Source organism: Sorangium sp. So ce204 (genome assembly GCF_051526795.1).
GTDB classification, from domain to species: domain Bacteria; phylum Myxococcota_A; class Polyangia; order Polyangiales; family Polyangiaceae; genus Sorangium; species Sorangium cellulosum_B.
In genome coordinates, this window is the sequence record NZ_CP150317.1 from 11,969,326 (window position 1) to 11,992,758 (window position 23,433).

21 protein-coding genes are annotated in these 23,433 nt (G+C 70.6%); 5 read left to right on the forward strand and 16 right to left on the reverse strand.

Features of this window, described 5'->3' with window-relative positions; genetic code table 11:
• Nucleotides 1–5: 5 nt before the first annotated feature.
• From WMF22_RS45250 to WMF22_RS45285, 8 genes are read right to left on the reverse strand one after another with little or no spacing between them, the layout of a single operon-like run.
• Nucleotides 6–1,073 carry a hypothetical protein gene (locus tag WMF22_RS45250; RefSeq protein ID WP_438033765.1) on the reverse strand — a complete coding sequence of 356 codons (1,068 nt, stop codon included), beginning with the start codon at nt 1,071–1,073 and terminating at the stop codon, nt 6–8.
• A 17-nt stretch (nt 1,074–1,090) separates the two neighbouring features.
• On the reverse strand, nt 1,091–1,210 hold the full coding sequence (locus WMF22_RS45255) for a hypothetical protein (RefSeq protein ID WP_438033766.1): 120 nt from the start codon (nt 1,208–1,210) through the stop codon (nt 1,091–1,093).
• Nucleotides 1,201–1,887: a contractile injection system protein, VgrG/Pvc8 family gene (locus WMF22_RS45260; RefSeq protein ID WP_437296009.1), complete on the reverse strand. Its 687-nt coding sequence runs from the start codon at nt 1,885–1,887 to the stop codon at nt 1,201–1,203. The genes WMF22_RS45255 and WMF22_RS45260 overlap by 10 nt, the downstream gene beginning before the upstream one ends.
• A gap of 41 nt (nt 1,888–1,928) precedes the next feature.
• Complete coding sequence (locus tag WMF22_RS45265) at nt 1,929–2,891, reverse strand: hypothetical protein (protein ID WP_438033767.1); 963 nt, start codon at nt 2,889–2,891, stop codon at nt 1,929–1,931.
• Nucleotides 2,892–2,905: 14 nt separating this feature from the next.
• Nucleotides 2,906–3,514: a hypothetical protein gene (locus WMF22_RS45270; protein WP_437296011.1), complete on the reverse strand. Its 609-nt coding sequence runs from the start codon at nt 3,512–3,514 to the stop codon at nt 2,906–2,908.
• 15 nt (nt 3,515–3,529) lie between these two features.
• Nucleotides 3,530–3,871, reverse strand: coding sequence for a hypothetical protein (locus WMF22_RS45275; protein WP_438033768.1), 342 nt, complete (start codon nt 3,869–3,871; stop codon nt 3,530–3,532).
• A 20-nt stretch (nt 3,872–3,891) separates the two neighbouring features.
• Complete coding sequence (locus WMF22_RS45280) at nt 3,892–4,428, reverse strand: hypothetical protein (RefSeq protein WP_438033769.1); 537 nt, start codon at nt 4,426–4,428, stop codon at nt 3,892–3,894.
• 15 nt (nt 4,429–4,443) lie between these two features.
• The gene (locus tag WMF22_RS45285; protein ID WP_437296014.1) at nt 4,444–4,596 is read right to left on the reverse strand and encodes a hypothetical protein; all 153 of its coding nucleotides are present in this window, start codon (nt 4,594–4,596) and stop codon (nt 4,444–4,446) included.
• A 120-nt stretch (nt 4,597–4,716) separates the two neighbouring features.
• Between WMF22_RS45285 and WMF22_RS45290 the strand changes: the two genes are divergently transcribed.
• From WMF22_RS45290 to WMF22_RS45305, 4 genes are all read left to right on the forward strand, one after another.
• Nucleotides 4,717–5,208 carry an N-acetyltransferase family protein gene (locus WMF22_RS45290; protein WP_438033770.1) on the forward strand — a complete coding sequence of 164 codons (492 nt, stop codon included), beginning with the start codon at nt 4,717–4,719 and terminating at the stop codon, nt 5,206–5,208.
• Between the two features lie 433 nt (nt 5,209–5,641).
• Nucleotides 5,642–7,570: a methionine--tRNA ligase gene (locus WMF22_RS45295; protein ID WP_438033771.1), complete on the forward strand. Its 1,929-nt coding sequence runs from the start codon at nt 5,642–5,644 to the stop codon at nt 7,568–7,570.
• Nucleotides 7,571–7,867: 297 nt separating this feature from the next.
• Complete coding sequence (locus WMF22_RS45300) at nt 7,868–10,372, forward strand: GH25 family lysozyme (RefSeq protein ID WP_438033772.1); 2,505 nt, start codon at nt 7,868–7,870, stop codon at nt 10,370–10,372.
• A 27-nt stretch (nt 10,373–10,399) separates the two neighbouring features.
• Entirely contained in the window at nt 10,400–11,320 is a 921-nt protein-coding gene (locus WMF22_RS45305; RefSeq protein WP_438033773.1) for an SMP-30/gluconolactonase/LRE family protein, read from the forward strand.
• Here the strand turns inward: WMF22_RS45305 and WMF22_RS45310 are convergent, their stop codons facing one another.
• From WMF22_RS45310 to WMF22_RS45340, 7 genes are all read right to left on the reverse strand, one after another.
• A complete protein-coding gene (locus tag WMF22_RS45310) occupies nt 11,321–12,289 on the reverse strand; it encodes an ABC transporter permease (protein WP_438033774.1) in 969 nt (322 codons plus the stop codon).
• Between the two features lie 5 nt (nt 12,290–12,294).
• Nucleotides 12,295–13,350, reverse strand: coding sequence for an ABC transporter permease (locus WMF22_RS45315; protein WP_438033775.1), 1,056 nt, complete (start codon nt 13,348–13,350; stop codon nt 12,295–12,297).
• On the reverse strand, nt 13,347–14,918 hold the full coding sequence (locus WMF22_RS45320) for a sugar ABC transporter ATP-binding protein (RefSeq protein WP_438033776.1): 1,572 nt from the start codon (nt 14,916–14,918) through the stop codon (nt 13,347–13,349). The genes WMF22_RS45315 and WMF22_RS45320 overlap by 4 nt, the downstream gene beginning before the upstream one ends.
• A gap of 3 nt (nt 14,919–14,921) precedes the next feature.
• Nucleotides 14,922–16,151: a sugar ABC transporter substrate-binding protein gene (locus WMF22_RS45325; protein ID WP_437296022.1), complete on the reverse strand. Its 1,230-nt coding sequence runs from the start codon at nt 16,149–16,151 to the stop codon at nt 14,922–14,924.
• Nucleotides 16,152–16,593: 442 nt separating this feature from the next.
• A complete protein-coding gene (locus WMF22_RS45330) occupies nt 16,594–18,543 on the reverse strand; it encodes a YjhG/YagF family D-xylonate dehydratase (RefSeq protein WP_438033777.1) in 1,950 nt (649 codons plus the stop codon).
• Complete coding sequence (locus WMF22_RS45335; RefSeq protein ID WP_438033778.1) at nt 18,540–20,045, reverse strand: aldehyde dehydrogenase (NADP(+)); 1,506 nt, start codon at nt 20,043–20,045, stop codon at nt 18,540–18,542. The genes WMF22_RS45330 and WMF22_RS45335 overlap by 4 nt, the downstream gene beginning before the upstream one ends.
• A 10-nt stretch (nt 20,046–20,055) precedes the next feature.
• A complete protein-coding gene (locus tag WMF22_RS45340) occupies nt 20,056–20,928 on the reverse strand; it encodes a fumarylacetoacetate hydrolase family protein (protein ID WP_438033779.1) in 873 nt (290 codons plus the stop codon).
• A 176-nt stretch (nt 20,929–21,104) separates the two neighbouring features.
• On the opposite strand from WMF22_RS45340, the gene WMF22_RS45345 reads away from it, so the two are divergent.
• Nucleotides 21,105–21,779, forward strand: a complete 675-nt coding sequence (locus tag WMF22_RS45345) for a dual specificity protein phosphatase family protein (protein WP_438033780.1) — start codon at nt 21,105–21,107, stop codon at nt 21,777–21,779.
• Between the two features lie 166 nt (nt 21,780–21,945).
• On the opposite strand, the gene WMF22_RS45350 is transcribed toward WMF22_RS45345, so the two are convergent.
• Nucleotides 21,946–23,196 (reverse strand): GTP-binding protein, encoded by a 1,251-nt coding sequence (locus tag WMF22_RS45350; protein WP_438033781.1) that lies wholly within the window; start codon nt 23,194–23,196, stop codon nt 21,946–21,948.
• Nucleotides 23,197–23,433 lie beyond the last annotated feature (237 nt).

Genomic DNA, 23,433 nt, shown 5'->3' on the forward strand with positions numbered 1-23,433 from the left:
CTATCTTACCTCCGCATCAGCCACTGCCTGTAGGTTACACAGGCCCGTTCCCACGCCGCCCGCACCGCCGGCTCGCGCGACATCCGCCCTGTCCAGTAAGCGTTGACATTCGTCCATTGCTCCTGCGTGAGCCCGTACCGCGACGAGATCTCCTGCGCCTGACCCGGCGCCGCCGCGAACTCCACGCAGAGCGATGCATATTGCTCCAGCGTCAGCGTCAGCGTCAGCGTGGGTGGCCCCGGCGCCGCGTCCGCGGGAAGCACGTCGTGCGGCGCGGGTGAGGTCCGCACGTCGGGCGTCCCTTGCGGGACGGCCGACGCCGGCCTCACGGAGCTCCCCTGCGCCAGCACGGCCTTGACGACCGACGAGATATCGAGCGTTTCGCCCCCCACCCGCGGCGCGGCGGGGCCCGGCGCCCGCGAGGCCTCCGCGGGGGCAGCCGCGTGGGATGGCGAGCCAGACCTGTCGCCTGGCTCGCCTGACGAGAACGGGAGCGCCGGCTTCACGGGCGCATTTGCGAGCGCGGGCTGCGTCCCATGAATGTCGGTCCAGTGCCTCATGCCCTTCGGCATCACGAAGGCCGGCGCGACGGGCGTGGGAGGCACGGGCGGCGCCACGAGCCCGAGCGGAGGCGGCGCGAGGTTCCGTAGCGGCTGGACCGGAGGCGGCGCGCTCGGCTCGACCACCGGTCGCAGTGGCAGCTGCTGCGCCGTCGCCGGCTTCTTCTCGCGCTCGCCGGGCAGCGGACCAAGCGACGCAATGGGCGGCTTCTCGCGGGCGAGCCGGTCCTTCGTCTGCGCCACCGCGAGCCCGAACTGCCGCGAGAGCCCCTCGTCCTCCCGCTCGCTCGCGTCGGCGAGCGCGTCGGTCCACGAGGAGACGGCCTCCTCCCAGTCGTCCTCGTCGACCCCGAGACGCGCGAGCACTTCATGCTTCTTGGCGCGAGAAAAATAGCGCACGTGCGCCATGATCTCCCCGTACCGCGCGATCGTGAGCCTGCCGTGCGTCGTCTCCTCGCCGTCGTCTTCTCCGCTCCCGAGCCCCTCGGGCGGCGCGCCGCTCGCGTCGGTCATCACTCTCCTCGACTTCGTCAGCAGTTGAGCTTCACCGTGCCCCCGGTGACCGTCACCGTGCTTCCGCTGATGTCAACCGTCCCTCCCGTGATCTTCACGTCCCCTTGGATCGACACCGCGCCGCCGTTCACCAGCACGGTCGCGGCGTTGAGCTCGTAGAGCGCGGTGCCGACGCGGATCTTCGCGGAGCCGTTGATATCGATCCAGGCGGCGTTTCTTCCTCGAAAAGCCGCGCGATGAAGGCGAAGTCAGCCTCCTGGTACTGCACGCAGTAGGGCCTGGCCGCGTCGTCGACGAGGCGCCTGAGGTCGCGGATCGACCACAGGTAGGTCGCCGCAGCGGGCTTGAACGCGCTCTCATCGCCGTCGTCGCCGGGCGGCGAGTCGCTCTTCGAGAGCGTGAGCCCGGCGCCCCAGGCGGTCCGGGTTAGTGCCTGCTCGAGGATGTGCTTGAGCGTCTTCTCCAGGTAAATGACGCTCTTCTTCATCATCGTGGCGCGGAAGAAGGGCGGGACCAGGGTGACACGATAGCGCGTCCCGAACGAGACATCGCCGAGCTCCCGCGCCGTGCTGATGAGGCCATGGATGATCCGGAACGGCGGGTCGGTCCAGGTGCGGATCCGCAGCGCGGCGCGCGCGCCCACCAGGTCGGAGACGTCGACGTCGGGCGCGTGACCGCGGCGCACGAGATCGATCTCGAACTCGTAGAGAGCGTTGATGGCCTCGGTCCCTCGGAACTCGAGCACCTCGAGGTGGCGCCAGGGGCCTTCCGAGGAGCTGGCCCCCTCCCAGGCGAACGTGAAGTCCTTATCCATTCGACACTCCAGCGCTCTGTGACCCGTGCCGCACGTTCACTCTATCCCGACCCCAACGAGAGCTGCACCCGCGCGGGCTCGATCGCGAGGAGCCGCCCCGAGCGCGGCGCAGCGTAGGCACGGTAGATCGGCCCCTCGACGACGGCCGCGAAGAGCTCGCCCTGGTGCGACACGTCGAACGAGCGATCGTGCATCCGCAGCGATCGCTCGATCCGGCCGTGGTGGCGGATCACGAGCTGCTTCGTGCACGGCCCCTCGACGGCGACGGCGCGCCCCTCGCGCGCGTCATCCGCTTCGGCGGCTCGCGCGAAGCGACGGTGGACGGCCGCGACGATGGCGAGCGCGAACGCTCCCCCCGCGACGGCGAGCAGCGCCGGCCACCGCGCGGCGCGGCCGGCGGAGCTCGGGCCGGAGAGCCCATCCAGGAGCGCACCCCCGATCGCCAGGAGCAGGAAGAACACGCCTGCGCACCCGAGCCTCGACGCGAACGCCGCGTCCGTGCCCCGCCGCGCCGCGAGCGCCGCGCTCTGCTCGGCGCTCATCCGGCCGCTCCGGTTCGCTGCCAGCGTCGCCTCCGTGAGGTCCTGCGCGCCGCGGAGGACCGCGTGGAGGTTCGTTTGGTACACCTCGGGCGAGGCCATCGGCTCGGCGCCGACGACGGTCCGCGCGTGGGGCGCGAGGTAGAGCCGGTAAGGGCCCGGCGGGAGTCCGAGCCAGGGTGCGAGAAGCGCGGGCGCCTGCCGCGGCGCCACGGCGAAATAGGCCGCCTGCACCGGCTCGAGCCGGCCTGGTCGGGGCGCATCTGCCGAACGCTCGTCGCGGATCGCTTGAAAATCGAAGACCACCTCACCCTCGAACGTGACGACCCGCCCGTCCGCGAGATCACGCCGCCAGCCGTCGTACTCAGGACGCGCGAGCCACGCGCCGAGCTGCGCCGCTATTTCGCGGCGCTGCCCGGGCCCGAGCTGCCCCTTCCGGTTCCATGTGAGCTCCTCGGCATCCATCGCGCGCCCGTCTCTCACCCCTCTCGCGCGCCCTCGTCGAACGCGCGGAGCAGGTCCTCGTCCCCCGACACGTCCGATGCAGCCACGGTCGCCGGCTCGGCGGGCGCCGCGGGTGCTGCGCCGAGGGTGGCGGAGAGCTGCGCTTTCATCCAGCCCGGCACCCGCGACTCCCCGTCGCTGTTGAGCAGCACGCGCTCGCCGTTCACCTTCACGTCGTCGTTCGCGGTGATCGCCACGTCGCCCTCGGTCGCGGTGATCGCCGCGTCCTGCGCGGTGATCACCGCGACCTCGGCCGCGTCGACCTCGAAGCGGCGGGCCGCGACCTTGAAGCTGTCGCAGGCGACCGCCACCTCACGGCTCGCGCGGAGCTCGACGTCGGTCGCGTCGAGCACCACCTTCGCGCCGGAGGCGGTGATCTCGAGGGTGAGCTCGACGCGCCCCGTCCCGCTCACGAGGACCACGCGCTCGTGATCGGGCGCCGAGGTCACCTGGATCGTCTTGCCCCAGCGGATCGGGATTCGCTCGTCCCGCCGCGCCGTCGCGACGGTATCCACCGCCTCGACGAAAGGTACGTCATCGATCTCCATCGCCTGCCCGGCGAGCGGCTCACGGCGCGTATTCATTCCCCCTCACCCAGATCATCGGCTCCACCGTACCGCGTGGCGCGTCTTCTCGAGCTGCATCTCGGTCGGCGCCCCGTCGACCGGCATCGTCCCCACCCACACGCAGACGAGGAGCTCTCTGTCCGGGCGCAGGATCACGGTGCGGAGCCCCGGCGCGAGCTCCCGGGGCGCGCCGCCGAAGAGCTCGAGGATCATCTGGACGAGCTCGCTCACGATGGCGAGCTGCTCGGGCGCGACCTCCGGGGCGCGCGTCCGCGGCAGGCGATAGGTGCGCTTCGCCAGGACGTGCGGGTAGCGCCTCCCCTGGGTGTCCTTGGTGAAGTGGGAAATCGACGTGACCGGGGCTTCGGTGCTCATGCGTCGTGCCATGGCGGCGCTCAACGCGCCCAGAGAGGTGGGTCGTTTCCAAAGCCGAGCAGGTCGTCGGGGCTCAGGCCGCCGAGCTTGTCGCTCGTCGCCTTCTTGGCCTTCTCCTCCGCGGCCTTACCGAGCCACTTCCCGATCGCCTCGCCCGCCTGCTCTCCAAGGACCTTCCCCGCCTTCTCGCTGACCTTCTCGACGATCCAATCAAATACGGGCGCCAGCCCCTTGCCGAGCAGACCCCGCAGCTTCGGCGCGATGCGCCGCATGATCGCTTTGAAAACCATCGTTCCGAAGAACTTCCCCGTTCCCTTCAGCCCGCCGAAGAGGAGGTTCAAGAGGAACGAGAGCGGCTCGCCGCAGATGAGGACGCTCGCCACCGGCCGGTCGCCGGTGCCGTAGTGCGTGTTCGAAAACGCGAACCACATCGTGATGTCGGAGGGCGTGAACGGCACGGGCGGGGCTGGCGGGGCGATGAGCGTGCCGAGCGCGCCGTGAAGGTCGATGCTCTGAACGAAGCACGAAGGCCGCACCGGCATGCAGGGGACGCCCATGGGTGGTCGATCCTTTCAATGGCCGCCGCGCTGCTCCTCGGCCTGCGGCGCGGCGCGCCCCGGGCCAAGGACGAGCGCGGCGGAGCGCCGCCTCCGGCGGAGATAGGGGTACTGAAACTCGACACGGTACGTGACGACGACCAGCCGCTGGCCGATGGATCGGTCCACGGGCGAGGCGACAGCTATCGCGTGAACCCGCTGTATTCCGCAGGCTTTCGAGAGGAGATGGCGCAACGTGCGCTCCGCCCGCCCGTTGTCACGGCCGCCTCGCGGTGGCAGCCTCGGCGCATGTCCATCCGTCCCGCCGCCGGCGTCGACGCCGCGGCGATCGCCGTCGTGCATGTCGCCGCGTGGAAGGCCGCCTACCGCGGCCTGATGCCCGACACCGTGCTCGACGGGCTCACCATCGAGGCCCGGACGCAACGCTGGCAACGAAACTTCGCCGAGCCCTTGCCCGGATCACGCACCACCGTGCTCGAGCGCGACGCTCGAGTCGTGGCCTTCGCCAGCGCCGGGCCAAGCCGCGACGACCCGCGCCACGGCGAGCTCTACGCGCTCTATGCACACCCCGACGCCTGGGGGACAGGCGCCGGGCGCACGCTCATCATCGACGCGCTCGCCTGGCTCTCGGCGGGAGGCTTCCCGCGCGCGGAGCTCTGGGTCCTGCGCGGCAACGCGCGCGCGATCCGGTTCTACGAGCGCGCGGGCTTCGCGCTCGACGGCGGCGCGAAGACCAGCGACGGCCTCGACGAGCTCCGGATGTCCCGCGCGCTCGCCTGAACGGCTCCTCACCCGGCTCCGGTGACTCGGTGGGTTGGTACGCTCCCTGTGCCCGCCGCTCGAAGGCGTCCTCACGGGTGTAGTCGACCGAGGGAAGCCCGCGGGGGAAGCATCGGAGTCGATCGATTCGTGTGGAACGCCGCCGCCGAGCGCCGCCAGGGCGAGCTCGCGCTTCAGCGCGGATCGCCGGCGCCTCGCCCCCGACTCCCTCCGCCCCACGACACCGCGCCGCCGCTGGCCAGCGCTCACCACGTGGCGAGCGGGCAGCATCGTCCGCGGCTCCCTCTGGAGCGATCGACCTGCGCGTCCGCGCCGATCCGGTCGTGGAAATCCGGTCAAAACGGGTGACGCGCGCGCTCGCCGCTCCGGCGGGTACGCCCTTTGCGGTTGTCAGGGGAGGGGCTTCGGGCTAAAGGAAACCCTGGATTTACCAATGGAAACGCGTAAAGGCCCCCCCTCCGACGTCGCTTCGATCATCGGGCAGCTCCGCAGGCCCAAGCGGATGGTGGTGACCGCGGGCATGCCGTACGCGAATGGCCCGTTGCACCTCGGGCACCTCGCCGGAGCCCAGCTGCCCGCCGACATCTACGCTCGGTGGTGTCGAATGCTCATCGGGGCAGAGAACGTGCTGTACGTGTGCGGCACCGACGAGCACGGGTCGACCAGCGAGATCGCCGCGGTCCAGGCCGGGCTCCCCATCCGCGAGTACATCGATCGCATCCAGCAGGCGCAGAAGAAGACGCTCGAGCGGTATTGCATCAGCCTGGACGCCTTCACGGGCACCTCGCAGCCGGAGACCTTTCCGCTCCAGCGAGAGCTCGCGCACGAGTTCCTGACGCGGTTCTCGGAGAACGGCCTCCTCGAGAAGCGCGCCACGCGTCAGTGGTTCGATCCGAAGATGGGGCGATTCCTCCCCGACCGCTACGTGCGCGGCCGCTGCCCCAACCCGCAGTGCGACAACGAGGACGCCTACAGCGACGAGTGCGACCGCTGCGGCCAGCAGCACGCCCCCGCCGCGCTCCTCGACCCGCGCAGCACGCTGAGCGACGCCGTGCCCGAGCTCCGCGAGACGGTTCACTGGTGGCTCGACATGTGGTCCGTGTCCGAGACGCTGCGCGCGTGGATCAGCGGCAAAGAGAAGACGTGGCGGCGCGCCATGCTGTCCGAGGTCCTGGAGACGGTGATGCCCTCGGTGCGCCTCGACCGGGCGCACGAGGCCACCTACAAGGAGATCAAGGCGAGCCTCCCCAAGCACAAGAGCAAGCTCGCCCGCGGGAAGGAGCTCGTCGTCCAGTTCGGCAACAAGGCCGATCTGGAGAGCGGCCGCGCGATCCTCGAGCAGCACGGCGTCCGCGTCGAGCTCGTCGACGAGTGGGCGCACCGGTCGATCACGCGCGACATCACCTGGGGGATCCCGATCACCGAGGATCCGGACCTCGCGGGCAAGACGCTCTATGTCTGGCCCGACTCGCTCATCGCGCCCATCTCGTTCTCGAAGGTGGCCCTCCGCGACAAGGGGGTCGACCCGGCGCGTTATGCGGAGTTCTGGCGCGATCCCGAGGCCCGCGTGGTCCAGTTCCTGGGGCAGGACAACGTCTACTTCTACGTGCTCATGCAGGGGGCCATGTGGCTCGGGACGCAGGCGGACCCGCACCGGCTGCCGGCGGCGGGCGAGCTCCAGCTCACCGACGTCTTCGGCTGCTTCCATCTCCTCGTCGGCGGCGAGAAGATGAGCAAGAGCCGCGGCAACTTCTTCACCGGCGATCAGCTCCTCGACGAGAAGGGCTACTCCGTCGATCAGATCCGGTATTACCTCGCGCTCCTCTCGCTCGCGGAAAAACCCTCGGATTTCGACTTCGAGAAGCTCGATGAGCGCAACAAGTTCCTCGCCGGGCCGATGAACGCCGCGTTCGAGCGCCCCATCTCGGCGGTGCACTCCAAGTTCGGCGGCAAGGTCCCCGAGGGCGCCCTGCTCGACAAGGTGGTCGCCGACACGGTGCGCATCGTCCAGCGCTACGTGCGCGCCATGGATCGGGCCGACTACCCGAACCTCCTCTTCGAGATCGAGAACTACGCCCGCACGATCAACAGCCTCTTCACGCAGTACAAACCGCACGACGATCGGCACCCGGAGCAGGGGCGCCGCGACGCCCTCTACACGTCGTTCTACGTGCTGAAGACCCTGATGATCATGCTTTACCCGTTCGTCCCCGAGACGATGGATCGCCTCCGCGCGTCGCTCCGGCTGCCGCCCGAGGTGTTCCGCCTGGAAGAGCTCGGCACGCCCATCCCCGCGGGCCACGAGATCGGCGCCAAGCAGCCGTATTTCCCGGCACCGTCGAGAGAGGGCGAGACCCGCTGATCGGGAGGCGCTGCCTCCGCCGTTCACGAGCGTGAAGGCGTCTCGCATCTTCCGCTGTACGGTGCCATCGGCTTCCAACACACGCGCTGATCGCCGCGTCCACAGCCGCGATGACCGCAGGGACGGATGCCCCGCGGCATCGGCCTGACTCGACGGACGCGCCGCCCTGCGATAGCAATTGAGTACCCCGGGGATCACGTCGCCCGGGCGGCGCGATAGGAGCGCAAAGGCGCGCACGCAGGGCACGGCTCTCGGGCACGAGGCCGCGCTTCGCGCGTGCGGCGGAGGAGGGAGCCTATGTTGAGCGGTGCTGATGTTTCCGTCCACCAGGGAAATATCCAGTGGGACGCGTTCGCCTCACGGCTCGATTTCGTCTTCATCCGGTCGACGTACGGGATCGAGGGGGTCGACAGGAAGTTTGCGACCAACCGCGCCGAGGCCGCGCGCTGCGGGGTCCTCCGGGGGTATTACCATTACGCGTTACCGCGCCTCGACGCCGCCGAGCAGGCGCAGAGGCTCTGCAGCGCGGTCGGTGACCTCGAGCCGGGGGAGCTCGACATGGTGCTCGACCTCGAGGAGACGCAGCACGCGGGCAATAGCGGCCATGTCTGGACGTCGGAGGACACCCTGGCTCTTCAGGTGTGGACCCGCCGCTTCGTCCAGGAGGTGAAGGCGCGCTACCCGGGCCGCTCCGTCATCCTCTATACCCGCCACAACTTCTGGCACGATCACCTCGGCGGCAGCTCCGAGTTCGTCGACTGCCCGCTCTGGATCGCGAACTACACCTATGGCCTCGACTCGGTGCGGGCGAGGCCCCCGGCCGACCCGAAGGCATGGGCGGACTGGGCGCGCAGGAAGCCGCTCAGGGCCTGGGACCCCTGGTCCGCGTGGTCGTTCTGGCAGATCACCGCCAAGGCCGTGATGCCGGGCGTCCGGACCAACACGGTGGACGCCAACCTGTTCAACGGAACGGTGAGCGATCTGCGGCGCCTCGCCCGGCTCGAGGCCGGGTCCGTGACGTCCGACCCGCTGCCCACGGCCGACGCGCTCTGCCAGAAGCTGCTCTCGCAAGCGGATGACAGGTACATCTTCGGGCACGAGGTGCGCCTGACCGACCCCAACCCCTCCGCGTTCGATTGCTCCGAGCTCATCGAGTGGGGCTGCGCCCAGCTCGCCGTCGAGCCCACGATGCCTGACGGCTCCTGGATGCAGGCGCGCCACGTGAAGGCGGCGCGGCTGCTCATGCCGGTGGACACGGCGATCGCGACCCGCGGCGCGCTCCTGTTCCGCTTCTCGGCGGATCCGTTCACGGGCGGGCGCCCCGAGCACGCCCACGTGGCCATGAGCCTGGGCGACGGCCGCACCATCGAGGCGCGCGACACAGCGCATGGCGTCGGCGTGTTCCCGGCGCTGGACCGCGGCTGGACACACGCGGGCCGGATCCCGGGCGTCGACTACGGCGCCGCGCCGCCCGGCGGCGGGCTCGCGCGCGGCGCCAAGGGGCCAGAGGTCAAGGCCTGGCAACAGCACCTGCTGATGTGGCGCGCCGGGCTCCTGCCGCGGTTCGGCGCGGACGGCGAGTTCGGCGCGGAGACCGAGGCGGCCACGCGGATCTTCCAGCAGGAGATGGGGTTGCCCGTGACCGGCGCGGTCGGGCCCGAGACGCGCGACGCCATGCAGCGCGCGCTGCCGCGCCCGCCCTGCGCGCTCGATCTGCCGCGCACGCTGGGCCGGGCGCTCCTGGGCGTCGTCGGCCAGGGGGCGGCCGCGGGAGGCGCGGCGCGCGCGGCGGGGCCGCAGGCAGAGCTCCAGGGCGCGGTGGGCGGGTCGGCGGCGACGGCGACGCCGGGCCACGACGCGGCCGGCGTCCGCAGCTACACGTTCGCGGAGAGCGGCTTCCGGTTCACGGTGACCGCCACCCCCGAGCCGGCCGCGGCGGCCCGGGCGAACGACGCCGGGGGCGCCGTGGCGTTCTTCGCGTCGAGCCAGGCGCAGCCCGGGTTCGCGCGTCTGGCGCCCGTGTTCGACGGGACGGGCCTCGACTGGCTGCCGCCGCGCGATCCGGGCGCGCTCACCGGCACGAGGTTCTACGAGCAGGTCCGGGGCCTGTCGCTCGCGGCGCGGGAGGAGCTCTTCCTCCAGGAGGTGCTGCGGGGGAACGTGCCCAGCTTCCTGCGCCGCTTCCATCGCGTCACGGTCGAGGCGCCCGACGGAAAGCGGGGCGTCGCGTACGTGTGCGCCGACTACCTGGCGATCGGCCCGGACACCGATTTCCTGCGCATGCCGCTCACCGGCGTCACCGCCCAGCGCGTCGCGGATGCGTGCGGCTGCGTGCTGCCGACGAAGAAGCTCGTGAAGGACATCTATGCCGCCTCGCGGAAGCAGACGGCCATCCCGTTCGATCCCCGGGACGGCACCAAGGTGGAGCGCTTTCGTGACCACCACCTGGCCATCGAGCAGCACCGGGTCGGCGAGCTCGGCGAGCTGCTCGCGGGGCACAAGAAGGACGTCGTGGTGACCAACCGGCTGCACCACCACGCGCGCCGGCTGGCGATCTTCGGCTTCTACAAGGCGGACGGCAAGCCGTGGCAGCCGCTGGACACGTCGCTCCGGCGGCGGCTGCCGCACGAGGACACCTACGCCGACTACAGCCACGGGGTCCGGCTGATCGGCGGCCTGATGGCCCTCGGGTCGGAGCAGCGCTGCGTGGCCGACGTCCTGCTCGACCCGGCGCTGTGCGGCCTCGTGAGCGACGAGGGGATCATCAGCGTTCCGAGGTACGAAGTGCACCCGCTCGGGTAAGTCCGGATCGGCTAGAAGGAGAACCCGATGGTCATCGAGCTGACACCGAGCTTCCAGGTGGTCGACGCGCGCTTCCGCAAGCTCGCGTTCCCGCACGTGCACGTCGAGAAGCTGTACACGGGCTGCCGCTGGGCGGAGGGGCCGGCGTGGTTCCCGGCGGGGCGCTACCTGGTCTGGTCGGACATCCCGAACGACCGCGTGATGCGCTGGGACGAGACCGACGGCTCGGTCTCGGTGTTCCGCCAGCCCTCGATGAACGAGAACGGCCACACGGTCGACCTGCAGGGCCGCCTCGTGTCCTGCGAGCACCGCGGCCGCTGCGTCTCGCGCACCGAGCACGACGGATCGCGCACGGTGCTCGCGTCGCACTTCGAGGGAAAGCGGCTGAACTCGCCGAACGACGTGGTCGTGAAGTCCGACGGCAGCGTCTGGTTCAGCGACCCGAGCTACGGCATCGACAGCGACTACGAAGGCGACGCGTCGCCGAGCGAGCAGGGCGCGCAGCGCGTCTACCGCCTCGACCCGGCCTCCGGTGGGCTCACGGTCGTCGCGGACGATTTCGTGCAGCCCAACGGCCTCGCCTTCTCGCCGGACGAGTCGCTGCTGTACATCGCCGACACCGGGGCGACGCACGTGAAGGACGGCCCGCGCCACGTGCGCAAGTTCCGCGTCGACGCGAAGGGCACGCTGACCGGCGGCGAGGTGTTCGCGACCTGCCCGGTGGGCCTGTACGACGGCTTCCGCGTCGACGTGCACGGCAACCTGTGGCTGTCGGCCGGCGACGGCGTGCATTGCCACGCGAGCGACGGCGCGCTCCTAGGAAAGGTGCTGATCCCGGAGGCGGTGTCCAACGTCTGCTTCGGCGGCGCCAAGCGCAACCGCCTGTTCATCTGCGGCACGACCTCGCTGTACGCGGTTTACCTGAACACCCGCGGCGCGGGGCGCTAGTCATCGCCCCTCCTGATGCTGTCGGCCGTAGACCAGCAGCATGGCGATGATCACGGCGCCGTAGATGATCTGGCGGCCGGCTTCGGGCATCTGCAGCACGCTGAGCATGCTCTGGAGCAGCACGATCAGGAGGGTGCCGAGGACGGTGCCGAGGTACGTCCCGCGCCCGCCCATGATGTTGGTCCCGCCGATCACCACCGCGGCGATGGCCGGCATGAGGTAGTCGTTGCCCATGGCCTGGTAGGCCTTGTGCGAGAAGCCCGCCAGCAGCATCCCGGTCATGGCGGAGCACACGCCGCACATCACGAAGGCGCCGATCAGCACCAGGTGCGTTCTGACGCCCGACAGGTAGACGGCCTGCTCCTGGTTGCCCACGGCATAGATGTAGCGACCGAGCGCCGTCCTCTTCAGCACGAAGGTGGCGACGCCGCCGACCAGGATCCACACGAACAGCGAGTTCGGGATGGAGAGCGTCCTGCCCACGGCCAGGACCTCCATCCACTCCGGCGCCTCGCTGCGCGGAGCGAAGCCGCCGGTGTAGAGCACCATCAGCCCCTGAAGCACGGTGTTCGTGCCCAGCGTGAAGATCATCGAGGGCACGCGCAGGTAGGCCACGCCGAGGCCGTTCACCAGACCCGCGGCGGCGCCGACGGCCAGGCCGCAGGGCAGCGCGGCCCAGCCGCCGATCCCCGCGGCCAGCATGGCGCTCGAGGTGAGCACCCACGGCAGCGAGAGATCGATGTGGCCGAGCAGGATCACGATCATCATGCCCGTGGCGGCCACGCCCAGGAAGGCCGCGATCTGCAGCTGTTGCAGGATGTAGTACGGGCTCAGGAAGCTCAGCGTGCCCTGGGTGACCAGCGTGCCGATCGAGCCGCACACGAGGACGACGCCGATCGACAGCAGCGCGTACCAGGTCGGCCTGTCGATCTCGCCAAGGCGGCTCTTGAGGGAGAGGGGCTGTTGCATCGAGCTCACCTGAAGATCTGCAGCCGGTTCTTGACGCGGATGACCCAGAGCGCGCCGAGGCAGACGGCCGCGAGCAGGATGAGGCCCTCGAACAGCGGCTGGTAGAGCGGGTTGGCGAGCAGGCCGAGCGCCGAGCCCTCGTCGAAGACGCGGAAATTGAAGGCGACGGAGCGGAGCACCAGCGCGCCGAAGAGCGATCCGATGGCGCCGCCGATCCCCCCGTACAGCGAGGTGCCCCCGATCACGACGCTGGCGATGGAGTTCAGCGTGTAGGAGCCGGCCTGTGGGATGTCGGCGTTGCCCGATGTCGTCTGCAGCGCGAGGTAGAGGCCGCCGACGCTGGCGAAGAACCCCGACAGCGTGTATGCGGCCAGCTTGACGCGCTTGATGCGGACGCCCGACATGTACGCCGCCTCCTGGGACGCGCCGACGGCGTAAGCGCCGAGGCCGTAGCGGGTGCGGCGGTAGTAGGCCCAGAGCAGCGCGAGCAGCGCCATCCAGATCGCGGGCGACGGGATCTGGCCGACGAAGTCCAGCGCGCCGTCGAGCGGCGCGGCGCCCGCGACCTGCAGCAGCTCGTTGAGATCGAAGGTGGCCGCGAACGCCAGATCGCCGTCGACCTGGCCGCCGGGCGTCGGTCTCAGGAACAGCGCGACGCCGAGGAAGATCGTGCCCGAGGCCAGCGTGGCGATGATCGGTTGCAGGCGCCCATAGACAACGAGGCAGCCGTTGAGCAGGCCCGCCGCCATGCCCACGGCCAGGCACAGCAGGATGCCCAGGAACATCGTGAGCGCGCTGCCGGCGAGGACGTGCGAGGCCACGCAGTTGACGAGCGTGATCACCGCGCCCACGGACAGATCCAGGCCGCCGGTCAGCACGGGGATCGTCTGGGCCATGGCCGCCGCCACGAGCACGAACGACTCGTTGGCGTTCTGCCCCACCAGCGACGCGCTGAAGCCCTTGGGATGGGACAGCGAGTAGAGCCCGTAGAACACGATGCACAGACCGACGGCCACGAGCAGGCCCTGGTTCTGGCGCAGGCGGAGCTTCCAGTCCTTCATCGTGCCTCTGATCGTGCCTCTGATTGCGCGTGTTCGTCTTCGCGCCTCGCGCGCTCAGGCCCGCCGCGCAGGCCGAGGGCCAGGTCCAGGATGTTCTTTTCGGTGATGTCGGGCCCCACGAGCTCGCCCTGCACGCGGTTCCGGTAAAGGACGAGCACGCGGTCACAGCAGCCGATCAGCTCGTCGTAGTCCGTCGTGTAGAAGAGGATGGACGTGCCGGCGTCCGCGAGTTCGCGGAGCAGCTGGTAGATCTCCTGCTTCGTGCCGACGTCGATGCCGCGCGTGGGATCGTTGAGCATCAGCAGCCGCGGCTCCGTCATCAGCCACTTGGCCAGCACGACCTTCTGCTGGTTGCCCCCGGACAGCGACGAGACCGGGTGCTCGGGCGAGCCGATCTTGATCTGGATGCGGCGCACCATCTCGTCGATGCGCGCGGCCTCGCGCCGGCGGTCGAGCACCAGGCCGCTCGTGAGCTTGTCGAGCGACGCCAGCGACAGGTTCGCGGCGATGGACATCGGCAACATCAGGCCTTCGGTCTTCCTGTCCTCGGGCACGAGGGCGATGCCGTGCGCGCGGTCCTTGGCCTTCCGCGGGCTCGCCAGCTTGACCGGCTTGCCGTCGATCTTGATCTCGCCGCGCACATCCCTGAGCACACCGAACAAGCTGAGGAGCAGCTCGCGCTGGCCCTGGCCGTCGAGCCCGCCGATGCCGAGGATCTCGCCCTTGCCGAGCTTGAACGACACGTCCTCGAGCTGCCGCTCCCAGCTCAGGCCGCTCACCTCGAGCAGCGTCGCCGGGAAGTCGCGGGCCGCCGGCTTCGGCGGGAAGACGTGGCCCATGTCACGGCCGATCATGAGCTCCACGATCTGGTCGTCGCTGCGCTGGCCCTTGGCGAAGGTCTCGATGTGCCGGCCGTTGCGGAAGACCGACATCACGTCCGCGAGCTCCTTGATCTCGTGCATGCGGTGCGAGATGTAGAGCATGCCGACGCCCTGGGCCTTGAGCTCGGCCAGGAGCTCGTAGACCTTCTTGACGTCGCTGCTGGTCAGCGCCGAGGTGGCCTCGTCCAGGATCAAGAGCCGCGGGTCCTTGCCGAGCGCCTTCGCGATCTCGACCATCTGGCGGCGCGAGAGCGGCAGATCGCTCACCCAGGCGTTCGGGTTCACGCCCTCGCAGCCGACGCGCGAAAGGAGCTCCTCGGCCCTGCGGACCTGCGCCTTGCGATCGAAGAGCCCCAGGCGGTTCGTCGGCATGGTGATGCCGATGTTCTCGGCCACGGTCAGCGTCGGCATCAGGGACAGCTCCTGAAAGACGCAGACGATGCCGGCGGCGTTCGCCTCGATCGGGTGATCGAACCGGACCGGCTTGCCCTGGAGCAAGAGCTCCCCGGCGCTCGGCTGGACCACGCCGCCGATGATCTTGATGAGGGTGCTCTTGCCGGCGCCGTTCTCGCCGAGGATGGCGTGCACCTTCCCCGGCTCGCAGGCGAAGTCGACGCCGCTGAGCGCGGTGACTCCGCCATAGTGCTTGGAGACGGCCCGGAGCTCGAGAAGCGGAGGGCTCACCAACGTCTACTTCACGTCGGATTCCGACTCGTTCATGATCTTCACGCCCGAGATGTTGACCCCGCAGGGCGGGAACTCGTTGGGCGTGAAGAAGTTGTCGGAGAGCTGGGAGAAGAAGCTCTCGCCGTCCTTCAGCGTCGTGTGATCGGCGGCGGGGATCGGCACGGAGATCATCTGCGGCATCACCTTGCCTTGCAGGCCCTCGAGCGCCGCCTTCATCGCGATGGCCGCGAGCCCCGGAGACTGGCCGAGCGACAGGCCCTTCATGCCCTGTTCGTGGTGCTTGGCGATCAGCTTGCGCACGCCGTTCTCGGCCTCCGTGGCGACCGGGATCGGCTTGTGTCCGGCGTCGAGCAGCGCGCGGACGGCGCCCGTCGAGCCGCCCTGCGCGAAGAGCGCGTCGAACTTCCGGTGCACGGCCAGCGCGTCGGCCACCGCCTTCTGCGCCTTGCCGTCGTCCCATCCGCCCACCACCTCCACGATGGTGTAGCTCTTACCCGGCGCTTCCATGACCTGGCGGAAGCCGACGTGGCGGTCGCGATCGACGGAGTTGCCCTGCAGGCCGCGGACCTCGAGCACCTTGCCCTTGCCGCCGAGCTGCTTGTCGAGGAACTCGCCCCACTGGCGCCCCATCGCCAGCTGGTCCTCGTTGACCTGCATCACCTTGTCCGTGTCGAGCACGTTGTCGAACGGAACCAGGACGACATCCTTCTTGTCGGCGAGACGGATCACGCGATCGAAGCCGTCGGGGCTGACGGCGAGCGTGACGATGCCGTCGAAGCCCTGGTTGATGAAGTCCTCGATCGCGCCGAGCTGGGCCGCGACGTCGGTGCCTGTCGACACCACCTTGAACTCCTTGATCAGCGGCGCGATGGCCGGATCCTTGGCGAAGGCCTTGGCCGTCTTGACCATCTGGATGCGCCAGGCGTTGCCGACGTAGCCGTTGACGAGCGCGAGGCGGAACGGCGGCTTTCGCGCCGTCCACTGCAGGTACTTGGTGTCCTGCTTCCACGGCGCGAAGCACTCGGGGTTATGGCCGGGCCCCGGCACGACCTTGGGCCCTTGCCCGCCCGGCGCCTGCGCGACCGCGGCGCTGGCCGCGGCGCTGGCGGAGCCCCCTGCGGCCGGAGCGCTGTCGGGCTTGTCTTTGCAAGCAGACAGGCCAGAGAGACCCCAGAGCCCGAGCGCACAGCTCAACACCGCCGCTGCGCGCCGCGCCGATCCACGTGACTTCAACTGGCCAATCGACATCGTGCCGCTACCTTTCGAGCAAAGAGACGTGGTCGGATGGAGACCTCTGCGGCCCATCCCACGTCGTCACGTTCTCGCCCTCACGAACGACGAGGGCAATGTCTGCGTGCCGCCATAGTGCTCACGGCAAAAACACCAAGGTACAACGATTCGCATCTGGCGAGCGACGGTGTCGCGCGTCATTCCCGGGACACCACGCGGGTTTCGCGGGCGCCCTCACAATTCAATGACGTGATCGTCGACGCTCGTGGGGCCTAACCACGACAGATCTTCTGGTTTCGGCGCTTAGGAAATCCAAACGCGATCCGGAAGTCAAGCTTCTCGTTGTGATCGTTCACATCGTACAGCCACGCTGCACGCGCTGGCTGAATGATGGAACATCACGCGATCCGCCTTTCTTCTGGAAAAATAACGCTACATCAAAAGCTCATGTGCCAGAGGAGCTCCGCTCCGCGGCGATGGCGCGACCGAGCAGCCCGATGATGCGGTCCGCATCATAGACGCAACCACCCCAGCTGCCGCCGCTGGCATCCTGAAGCGCGGCCCACAACCGCGTATCCGGGTTCACCCGGCCGTCCGGTTGAAGGGCTGGATTGGGCGAGCGGGCGTCAAGACCGCCGTCCTCCACACCCACGACGTCCACCGTCCCCTCCAGCCTGCGCGTGTCGATCCGCAGCCGGATGCGGTCTCCGTCGCGCACGCGGCCGATGGGGCCACCCGCCCACGCCTCCGGGCTGACATGGCCGATGCACGCCCCGGTCGAGACGCCGGAGAAACGACCGTCCGTGACCAGGGCGATACGGTGCCCCTCCTTCACGTGCTTGAGGGCAGAGGTGATCTGGTACGTCTCCGGCATCCCGATACCGGGACCGATGCCGATCAGCACCATCACGTCGCCCGGCTGCACGGCGCCCGCCTTGATCGCCTCGATCGCCGCGTCCTCGCTGCCGAACACGCGCGCAGGCCCTTCGTGCAGATAAACGCCGTCCGGTCCGATCACCTGGGGAGCGATCGCGGTGCTCTTCACGAGCGCTCCCTCCGGCGCGAGGTCGCCGCGCAGGAAGGTCACCGTGCTGGTGAGGCCGCGCTCGCGTGCCTTTCCGGCGGACATGATCACGTCGTCCGGGTCGATGCCGTCGAGCTGCCGTAGCTTGTCGCGCAGGCGCCGGCGCCGCTCGCTGCGCTCCCACCACTCGAGGTTCTCGCCCAGGGTCCGGCCGCTGACGGTGCGCGCGCCGAGCCGCAGCAGGCCGAGCTCGCGCAGGTGGAGCATGACCTCCGGGACGCCCCCCGCGAGGAAGACCTGGACCGTGGCGTAATGTTTCGGCCCGTTGGGCAGCACGTCCACGAGCCGCGGAACGAGGGCGTTGACGCGCGCCCAGTCGTCCACCGTGGGGCGCCGGAGCCCGGCCGCGTGCGCGATCGCCGGCACATGGAGCACCAGGTTGGTCGACCCGCCGACGGCGGCATGCAGCACCATGGCGTTGTGGACCGAGTCGTCGGTGACGATGTCCCGCGTCGTCACGCCGCGTCGCTCGAGGGCCATGAGCGCGTGCGCGGAGCGGCGGGCGAGGTCGCGCCAGATCTCGGCGCCCGACGGGCTGAGCGCGCCGTGCGGGAGGGCGAGGCCGAGCGCCTCCGCCACCACCTGGCTCGTCGCGGCCGTGCCCATGAACTGGCAGCCGCCGCCGGGGGAGCCGCAGGCGCGGCAGCCCATCTCGGCGGCGTGATCGAGGCTCACCTCGCCGCGCGCATAACGCGCCGCGAGCGTCTGGACCTTGGCGGTGTCCTCGGCCTCCTCCGCGAGGAGCGTGACGCCGCCCGGCACGAGCACCGCGGGGAGGTCGAGGGTGCCGGCGAGCGCCATCAACATGGCCGGCAGGCCCTTGTCGCAGGTGGCGACGCCGAGCACGCCCCGGCGGGTGGGCAGCGAGCGTATCAGTCGCCGAAAGACGATGGCGGCGTCGTTGCGGTAAGCGAGGCTGTCGAGCATGCCGACGGTGCCATTGGTCCGCCCGTCGCACGGATCGCTGACATAGCCGGCGAACGGGATGGCCCCGCCGGCCGTGAACGTGCGGGCTGCCTCCTCCATGAGCAGCCCCACCTCCCAGTGCCCCGTGTGGTACCCGAGCGCGATCGGCGTGCCGTCGGGCGCGCGGATCCCGCCCTGCGTGCTGAGCACGAGGAACTGCTTGCCGTTCAGGCGCGCAGGATCCCACCCCATGCCGGCGTTCTGGGTCCAGCCGAACAGCTCGCCGCTCGACATGGCGCGCAGCTGCTCGGCCCCGAGCGGGAGGCGCCCCGACGGCCCGGGCGCCGTCGTGCGCAGGGTGTAGATCGCCTCGCTGCCGGACTCGAATACCGGGTCGTGGCTCATGCGCGGGGCGGGATGGGGTCGCGGGTGGCCCGGCCGTCGAGGAGACGCGATATTCCGAGCGGATTCTCGTCGCGCAGCTCCGGCGGGAGCAGCGCGGGCGGGCACGACTGGTAGCAAACGGGGCGCGCGAAGCGGAGGATGGCCGCGGTCCCGACCGACGTGAAGCGCACGTCGCTGCTCGCTGGATACGGCCCGCCGTGGTGCATGGCGTGCGACACCTCCACGCCGGTCGGGTAGCCGCCGAAGACGAGGCGGCCCGCGACACGGCCGAGGACATCGACGAGGTCCTGGGCGGCGGCGAGGTCGTCGGCGGTCCCGTGGAGCGTGGCGGTGAGCTGGCCGTCGAGCGCGCCGAGGAGCTGGAGCAGCTCTCCGCGGTCCGACGCGGTGACGAGCAGCGTGTACGGTCCGAAGATCTCGTGCGCGAGGTGCGGCTCCCGCGCGAAGTCGGCGGCGGAGACGCGAGCGACGCGCGCGCCGGCCTCGGTCAGCCACTCCACGCCGCTCAGCTCCCGCACGGAGCGGTCGAACGACGCCTGGATACCGGCGTGCAGCATCACGCCGGGCGTGATGGCGCGGGCCCGGTCGGCGACCGACAGCGCGAACGCATCCCATTCGGGGGAGGCCAGCCCCAGGACGAGGCCGGGCTTGGTGCAGAACTGGCCGACGCCGAGCGTGCACGAGCTGATGAGCCCCTCGGCGATCGCGTCGCGGCGCTCGCGCAGCGCGCCGGGCAGCACGACGAGCGGGTTGATGCTGCTCATCTCGGCAAAGACGGGGATGGGCCGCGGGCGGGCCGCGGCGGCGTCGCAGAGGGCGCGGCCCGCGCGGGTGGACCCGGTGAAGCCCACCGCCTGGATGGCCTCGTGGCGCACCAGCGCGAGCGAGACCTCGGGCGAGGCGCCGTGCACCATGCCGAACACGCCCGCGGGCAGGCCCGCCTTCTGCACGGCGGAGCGCAGGGCCGACGCCGCGAGCTCGGAGGTACCCGGGTGCGCCGGGTGGGCCTTGACCACGACCGGGTTGCCCGCGGCGAGGGCGGAGGCGGTGTCGCCGCCGGCGACGGAGAACGCGAGGGGGAAATTGCTCGCGCCGAAGACGGCGACCGGGCCGAGCGGCCGCAACATGCGGCGCAGGTCGGGGCGCGGGAGCGGCTTGCGGTCCGGCAGCGCGGGATCGATCCGGGCATCGACCCAGGAGCCCTCGCGCGCGACGGCGGCGAAGAGGCGCAGCTGGCCGGTGGTGCGGCCGCGTTCGCCTTCGAGGCGGGCGATGGGCAGCCCGGTTTCCCTGTGCGCGGTCTGGATCAGGGGGTCGCCGAGCGCCATGAGCTCGTCGGCGGCGGTCTCCAGGAGCCGGGCGCGCAGCTCCGGCGCGAGGCCGGCGAGGGCCGGCGCCGCAGCGACGGCGGCGCGGGCGGCGGCGTCGATCTCGTCGGCGGTGGCGTCACGGTAGGCGCCGAGTTTTTCCCCGGTCGCGGCGTTGTGGGCGAGGAATTCCATGGGTGCCTTGTCAACGTGGAGATACGGGGTTCGCCAGCGTGCCGACGCCGTGGATGGTGATCTCCACGAGGTCGTCGGGCTCCAGGGTGAACGAGTCCGGCGGGACGATGCCGGTCCCGGTCATGAGGACGACGCCCGTCGGGAAGCTCAGCTCGCGCGTGAGGTAGGCGACGAGCTCCTCGGGCGAGCGCCGCATGCTCGCGGTCGAGGTCTTCCCCGCGAACACCGCCTCGCCCCGGCGCCGGATCGCGAGCTCGATGGAGAGCGCGCGCAGGTTCAGCCCGGGGTCGTCCGCGAGCGCGATGGCGGGGCCGAGCGCGCAGCAGCCGTCGTAGACCTTCGCCTGCGGCAGGTAGAGGGGGTTGTCGCCCTCGATGGACCGCGACGAGACGTCGTTGCCGGCCGTGTAGCCGACGATGCGGCCCGCCGCGGAGACGACGAGCGAGAGCTCCGGCTCGGGCACGTTCCAGCTCGAGTCGCGGCGGATGCGCACCGGCGCGCCCGGGCCGACGACCAGGCGGGGCGTCGCCTTGAAGAACAGCTCGGGGCGCTCGGCCTCGTACACGCGGTCGTAGAAGTCGCCGCCGCCGGCGCTCTCCTCTTTGCGCGCGGCGCGCGAGCGCTCGTAGGTGACGCCCGCCGCCCAGACCTCCTGCCCGTCGATCGGGGCGAGCAGCGGGACGTCGGGCGGGAGGGGGTGGGCTTCGACGTGCGCGCGCGCGCGCGCGTCGCGCACGGCGCCGAGGGGATCCGGCAAGGCGAGCCACGAGGCGACGGAAGCGAACGCCTCCGGGGATGCCGCCGTGAGGTCGTGGCGCGCTCCCCGCTCGTCCTCGAGCCCGAGCCGAGGACCGCCACCGCTCGCAAACCGAAACAGCTTCATGTCCGCTCCTTCCTGCAGGCCCGCCCTGTCGAGCGCGATGCCAGGGCCGCGCCGCCCTGCGCGCCCACCCACGCACTCTCGATGCAATCCTGGAATCGCGTCAACACTTCTCTCGTCGCTGCCTCCGCGGGAACGCTCGCGCCGGCTGAGCCCGGGCCGTACGATCGTGCCGCTCGATGCGTTACGGCTCCTTGTTCATCGCGCTGAGCGCGTCGCTCCTGTGGCTCGCCGTCGTGGCCGGCGGCGCCGCGCTCGCCCTGCTCTGGCCGGCGCTGAGCTTCGCCCTCGTCGGCGCTGCCTACCTGGCGCGCAAGCCCGCCCTGCTAGGAAAGCGGGTCGACGGCGCGCTGGCGTGGTGGGCCTGGCTGCCGTTCGCGCCGTACTTCTTGCTCACGTGGTCGATATGGCACGGCGAGCGCCTGCTCGGGCGCGAGGACTGCGCGAACGAGGTCGTGCCGGGGCTCTGGGTCGGCCGGCGCCCCTGCGGCCAGGAGCTACCGGAGGGCGTGCGGGTGATCGTGGACCTGACGGCCGAGTTTCCCGCCGCCGCCGCTCTGCGCCGCCATCCAGGTTACCTGTGCGTGCCGGTGCTCGACGGCGCGGCTCCCGAAGCGGGCGCGCTGCGTGAGCTCATCCATCGACTGCACGGCAGGGAGGCGATCTACCTGCATTGCGCGTCCGGCCATGGTCGCTCGGCGACGATCGCGGCAGCGCTGCTGTTGACCCGGGGGCTCGCGGCGAGCGTGCGCGAGGCGGAGGCCCAGCTCCGGCTCCGGCGGCCGGGGATCCGGCTGAACGCCGCGCAGCGGCGATCTCTGGAGGGAATGCCGACTCGACGTGAGGGCGGGTGACCCTGTTCGCAGGTCCGCAAACACGTGATCTTCACGGAAGGGAAGATCTCGAAGGGAGGAGGCAAGTAGTCGCGACTCCACAGCTCGCGGCCATGCGGCCAGCGTGAGCGCGCCGCGCCGCAGCGCGCCCCGCCAAGGCCGAGTCAGCCGGCCTGCAGGGAGCGCCTCAGGCCCGCAGCTGCTCCGGCCCGGCCTCGCTCTCTTGTTCATCCGGCTCACCCGCGTCCTCCCACGCCGGGAAGGGATCCTCGAACCGGCTCCAGGCGGAAGGCCCCGCGGCCATCTCGTCCGGCGTGAGCAAGCAGGCGTCGAGCCCGCGCCTGAGCTCCTCTCGGCCCATGTCGACACCGATGAACACGATCTCCTGCCGCCGGTCGCCCCAGACCGGATGCCACGTGGCGCACGGCCGGTCGTCCTCCGGCCGCTCCTCTTCCGGTTCCGGCAAGGCGGCGTACCAGAGCCCGGCCGCCTCGAACGAGGCGGCGCCGCCCGCCTGCGACCAGGCGCCTGTGATGTCCATGCGCGTCGCCAGCCAGAAGAACCCCTTCGAGCGGAGCACTCCATCCCAGGCGGCCGCCCCGTGGAGGAAGGCCCAGAGCCGCTCCGGGTGCATCGGGCGCTCGGCGCGGTAGACGAAGCTCTCGATCCCGTACGCCTCGGTCTCGGGGACGTGCTCCCCGCGCAGCTCCCGCATCCAGCCGGGCGAGCGCGCCGCCTCCTCGAAATCGAAGCGTCCGGTGCCGAGGATCTCCCGAGGATCGACCTGGCCGCGGCAGGCCCTGACGATCCGGGCGCCGGGGTTCAGATGAAGCAGCATCGCGGTGAGCCGCTCCACCTCGTCATCGCTCACCAGATCCGTCTTGTTGAGCACGAGCACGTTCGCGAACTCGATCTGCTCGACGAGCAGGTCCGCGACCGTGCGCTCGTCGTCGCCGTCCAGCGCGGCCTCGCGCGCGCGCAGGTCGTCGGCGCTCGTCCAGTCGGCGAGGAACCGCTGCGCGTCGACGACGGTGACCAGCGTGTCGAGCCGGGCGACCTCCGAGAGGCGCTTGCCCGTCGCCGGATCGTCGAAGGTGAACGTCTCGGCGACCGGGAGCGGCTCCGAGATGCCCGTCGACTCGATCAGCAGGTAGTCGAAGCGCCCCTCGGCCGCCAGGCGGGCCACCTCGACAAGGAGATCCTCCCGGAGCGTGCAGCAGATGCAGCCGTTCGACATCTCGACGAGCCGCTCCTCCACGCGGCGCAGCGCCCCGCCCCCGCCGCGCACGAGCGCGGCGTCGACGTTGACCTCGCTCATGTCGTTGACGATCACCGCGACGCGCAGCGCGTCGCGGCTCGCGAGGACGTGGTTGAGCAGCGTTGTCTTGCCGGCGCCCAGGAAGCCGGACAGCACGGTCACAGGAAGCTTTTGCGTCACGTCGAGATCCTCTCTCGCCAGCGCCGGCGCGCTCCCGCGCGGACGGGTGCGCCTGCCGCGCGTGCGGCGCGGGGTGAACGAGGCGCATCCGCGGCCGCGGCGCGAACGGCCGGGTCAGGTCTGGCGTGGGCTCGATGTAATGCAATCAAGATGCACTTGCAATGAAATAGCCTCTGTCGCCGGGGCGCACGCCGGACACCTCGCGCGCGGGCCGGCGCGCCGCGGACCCGTGCGCCG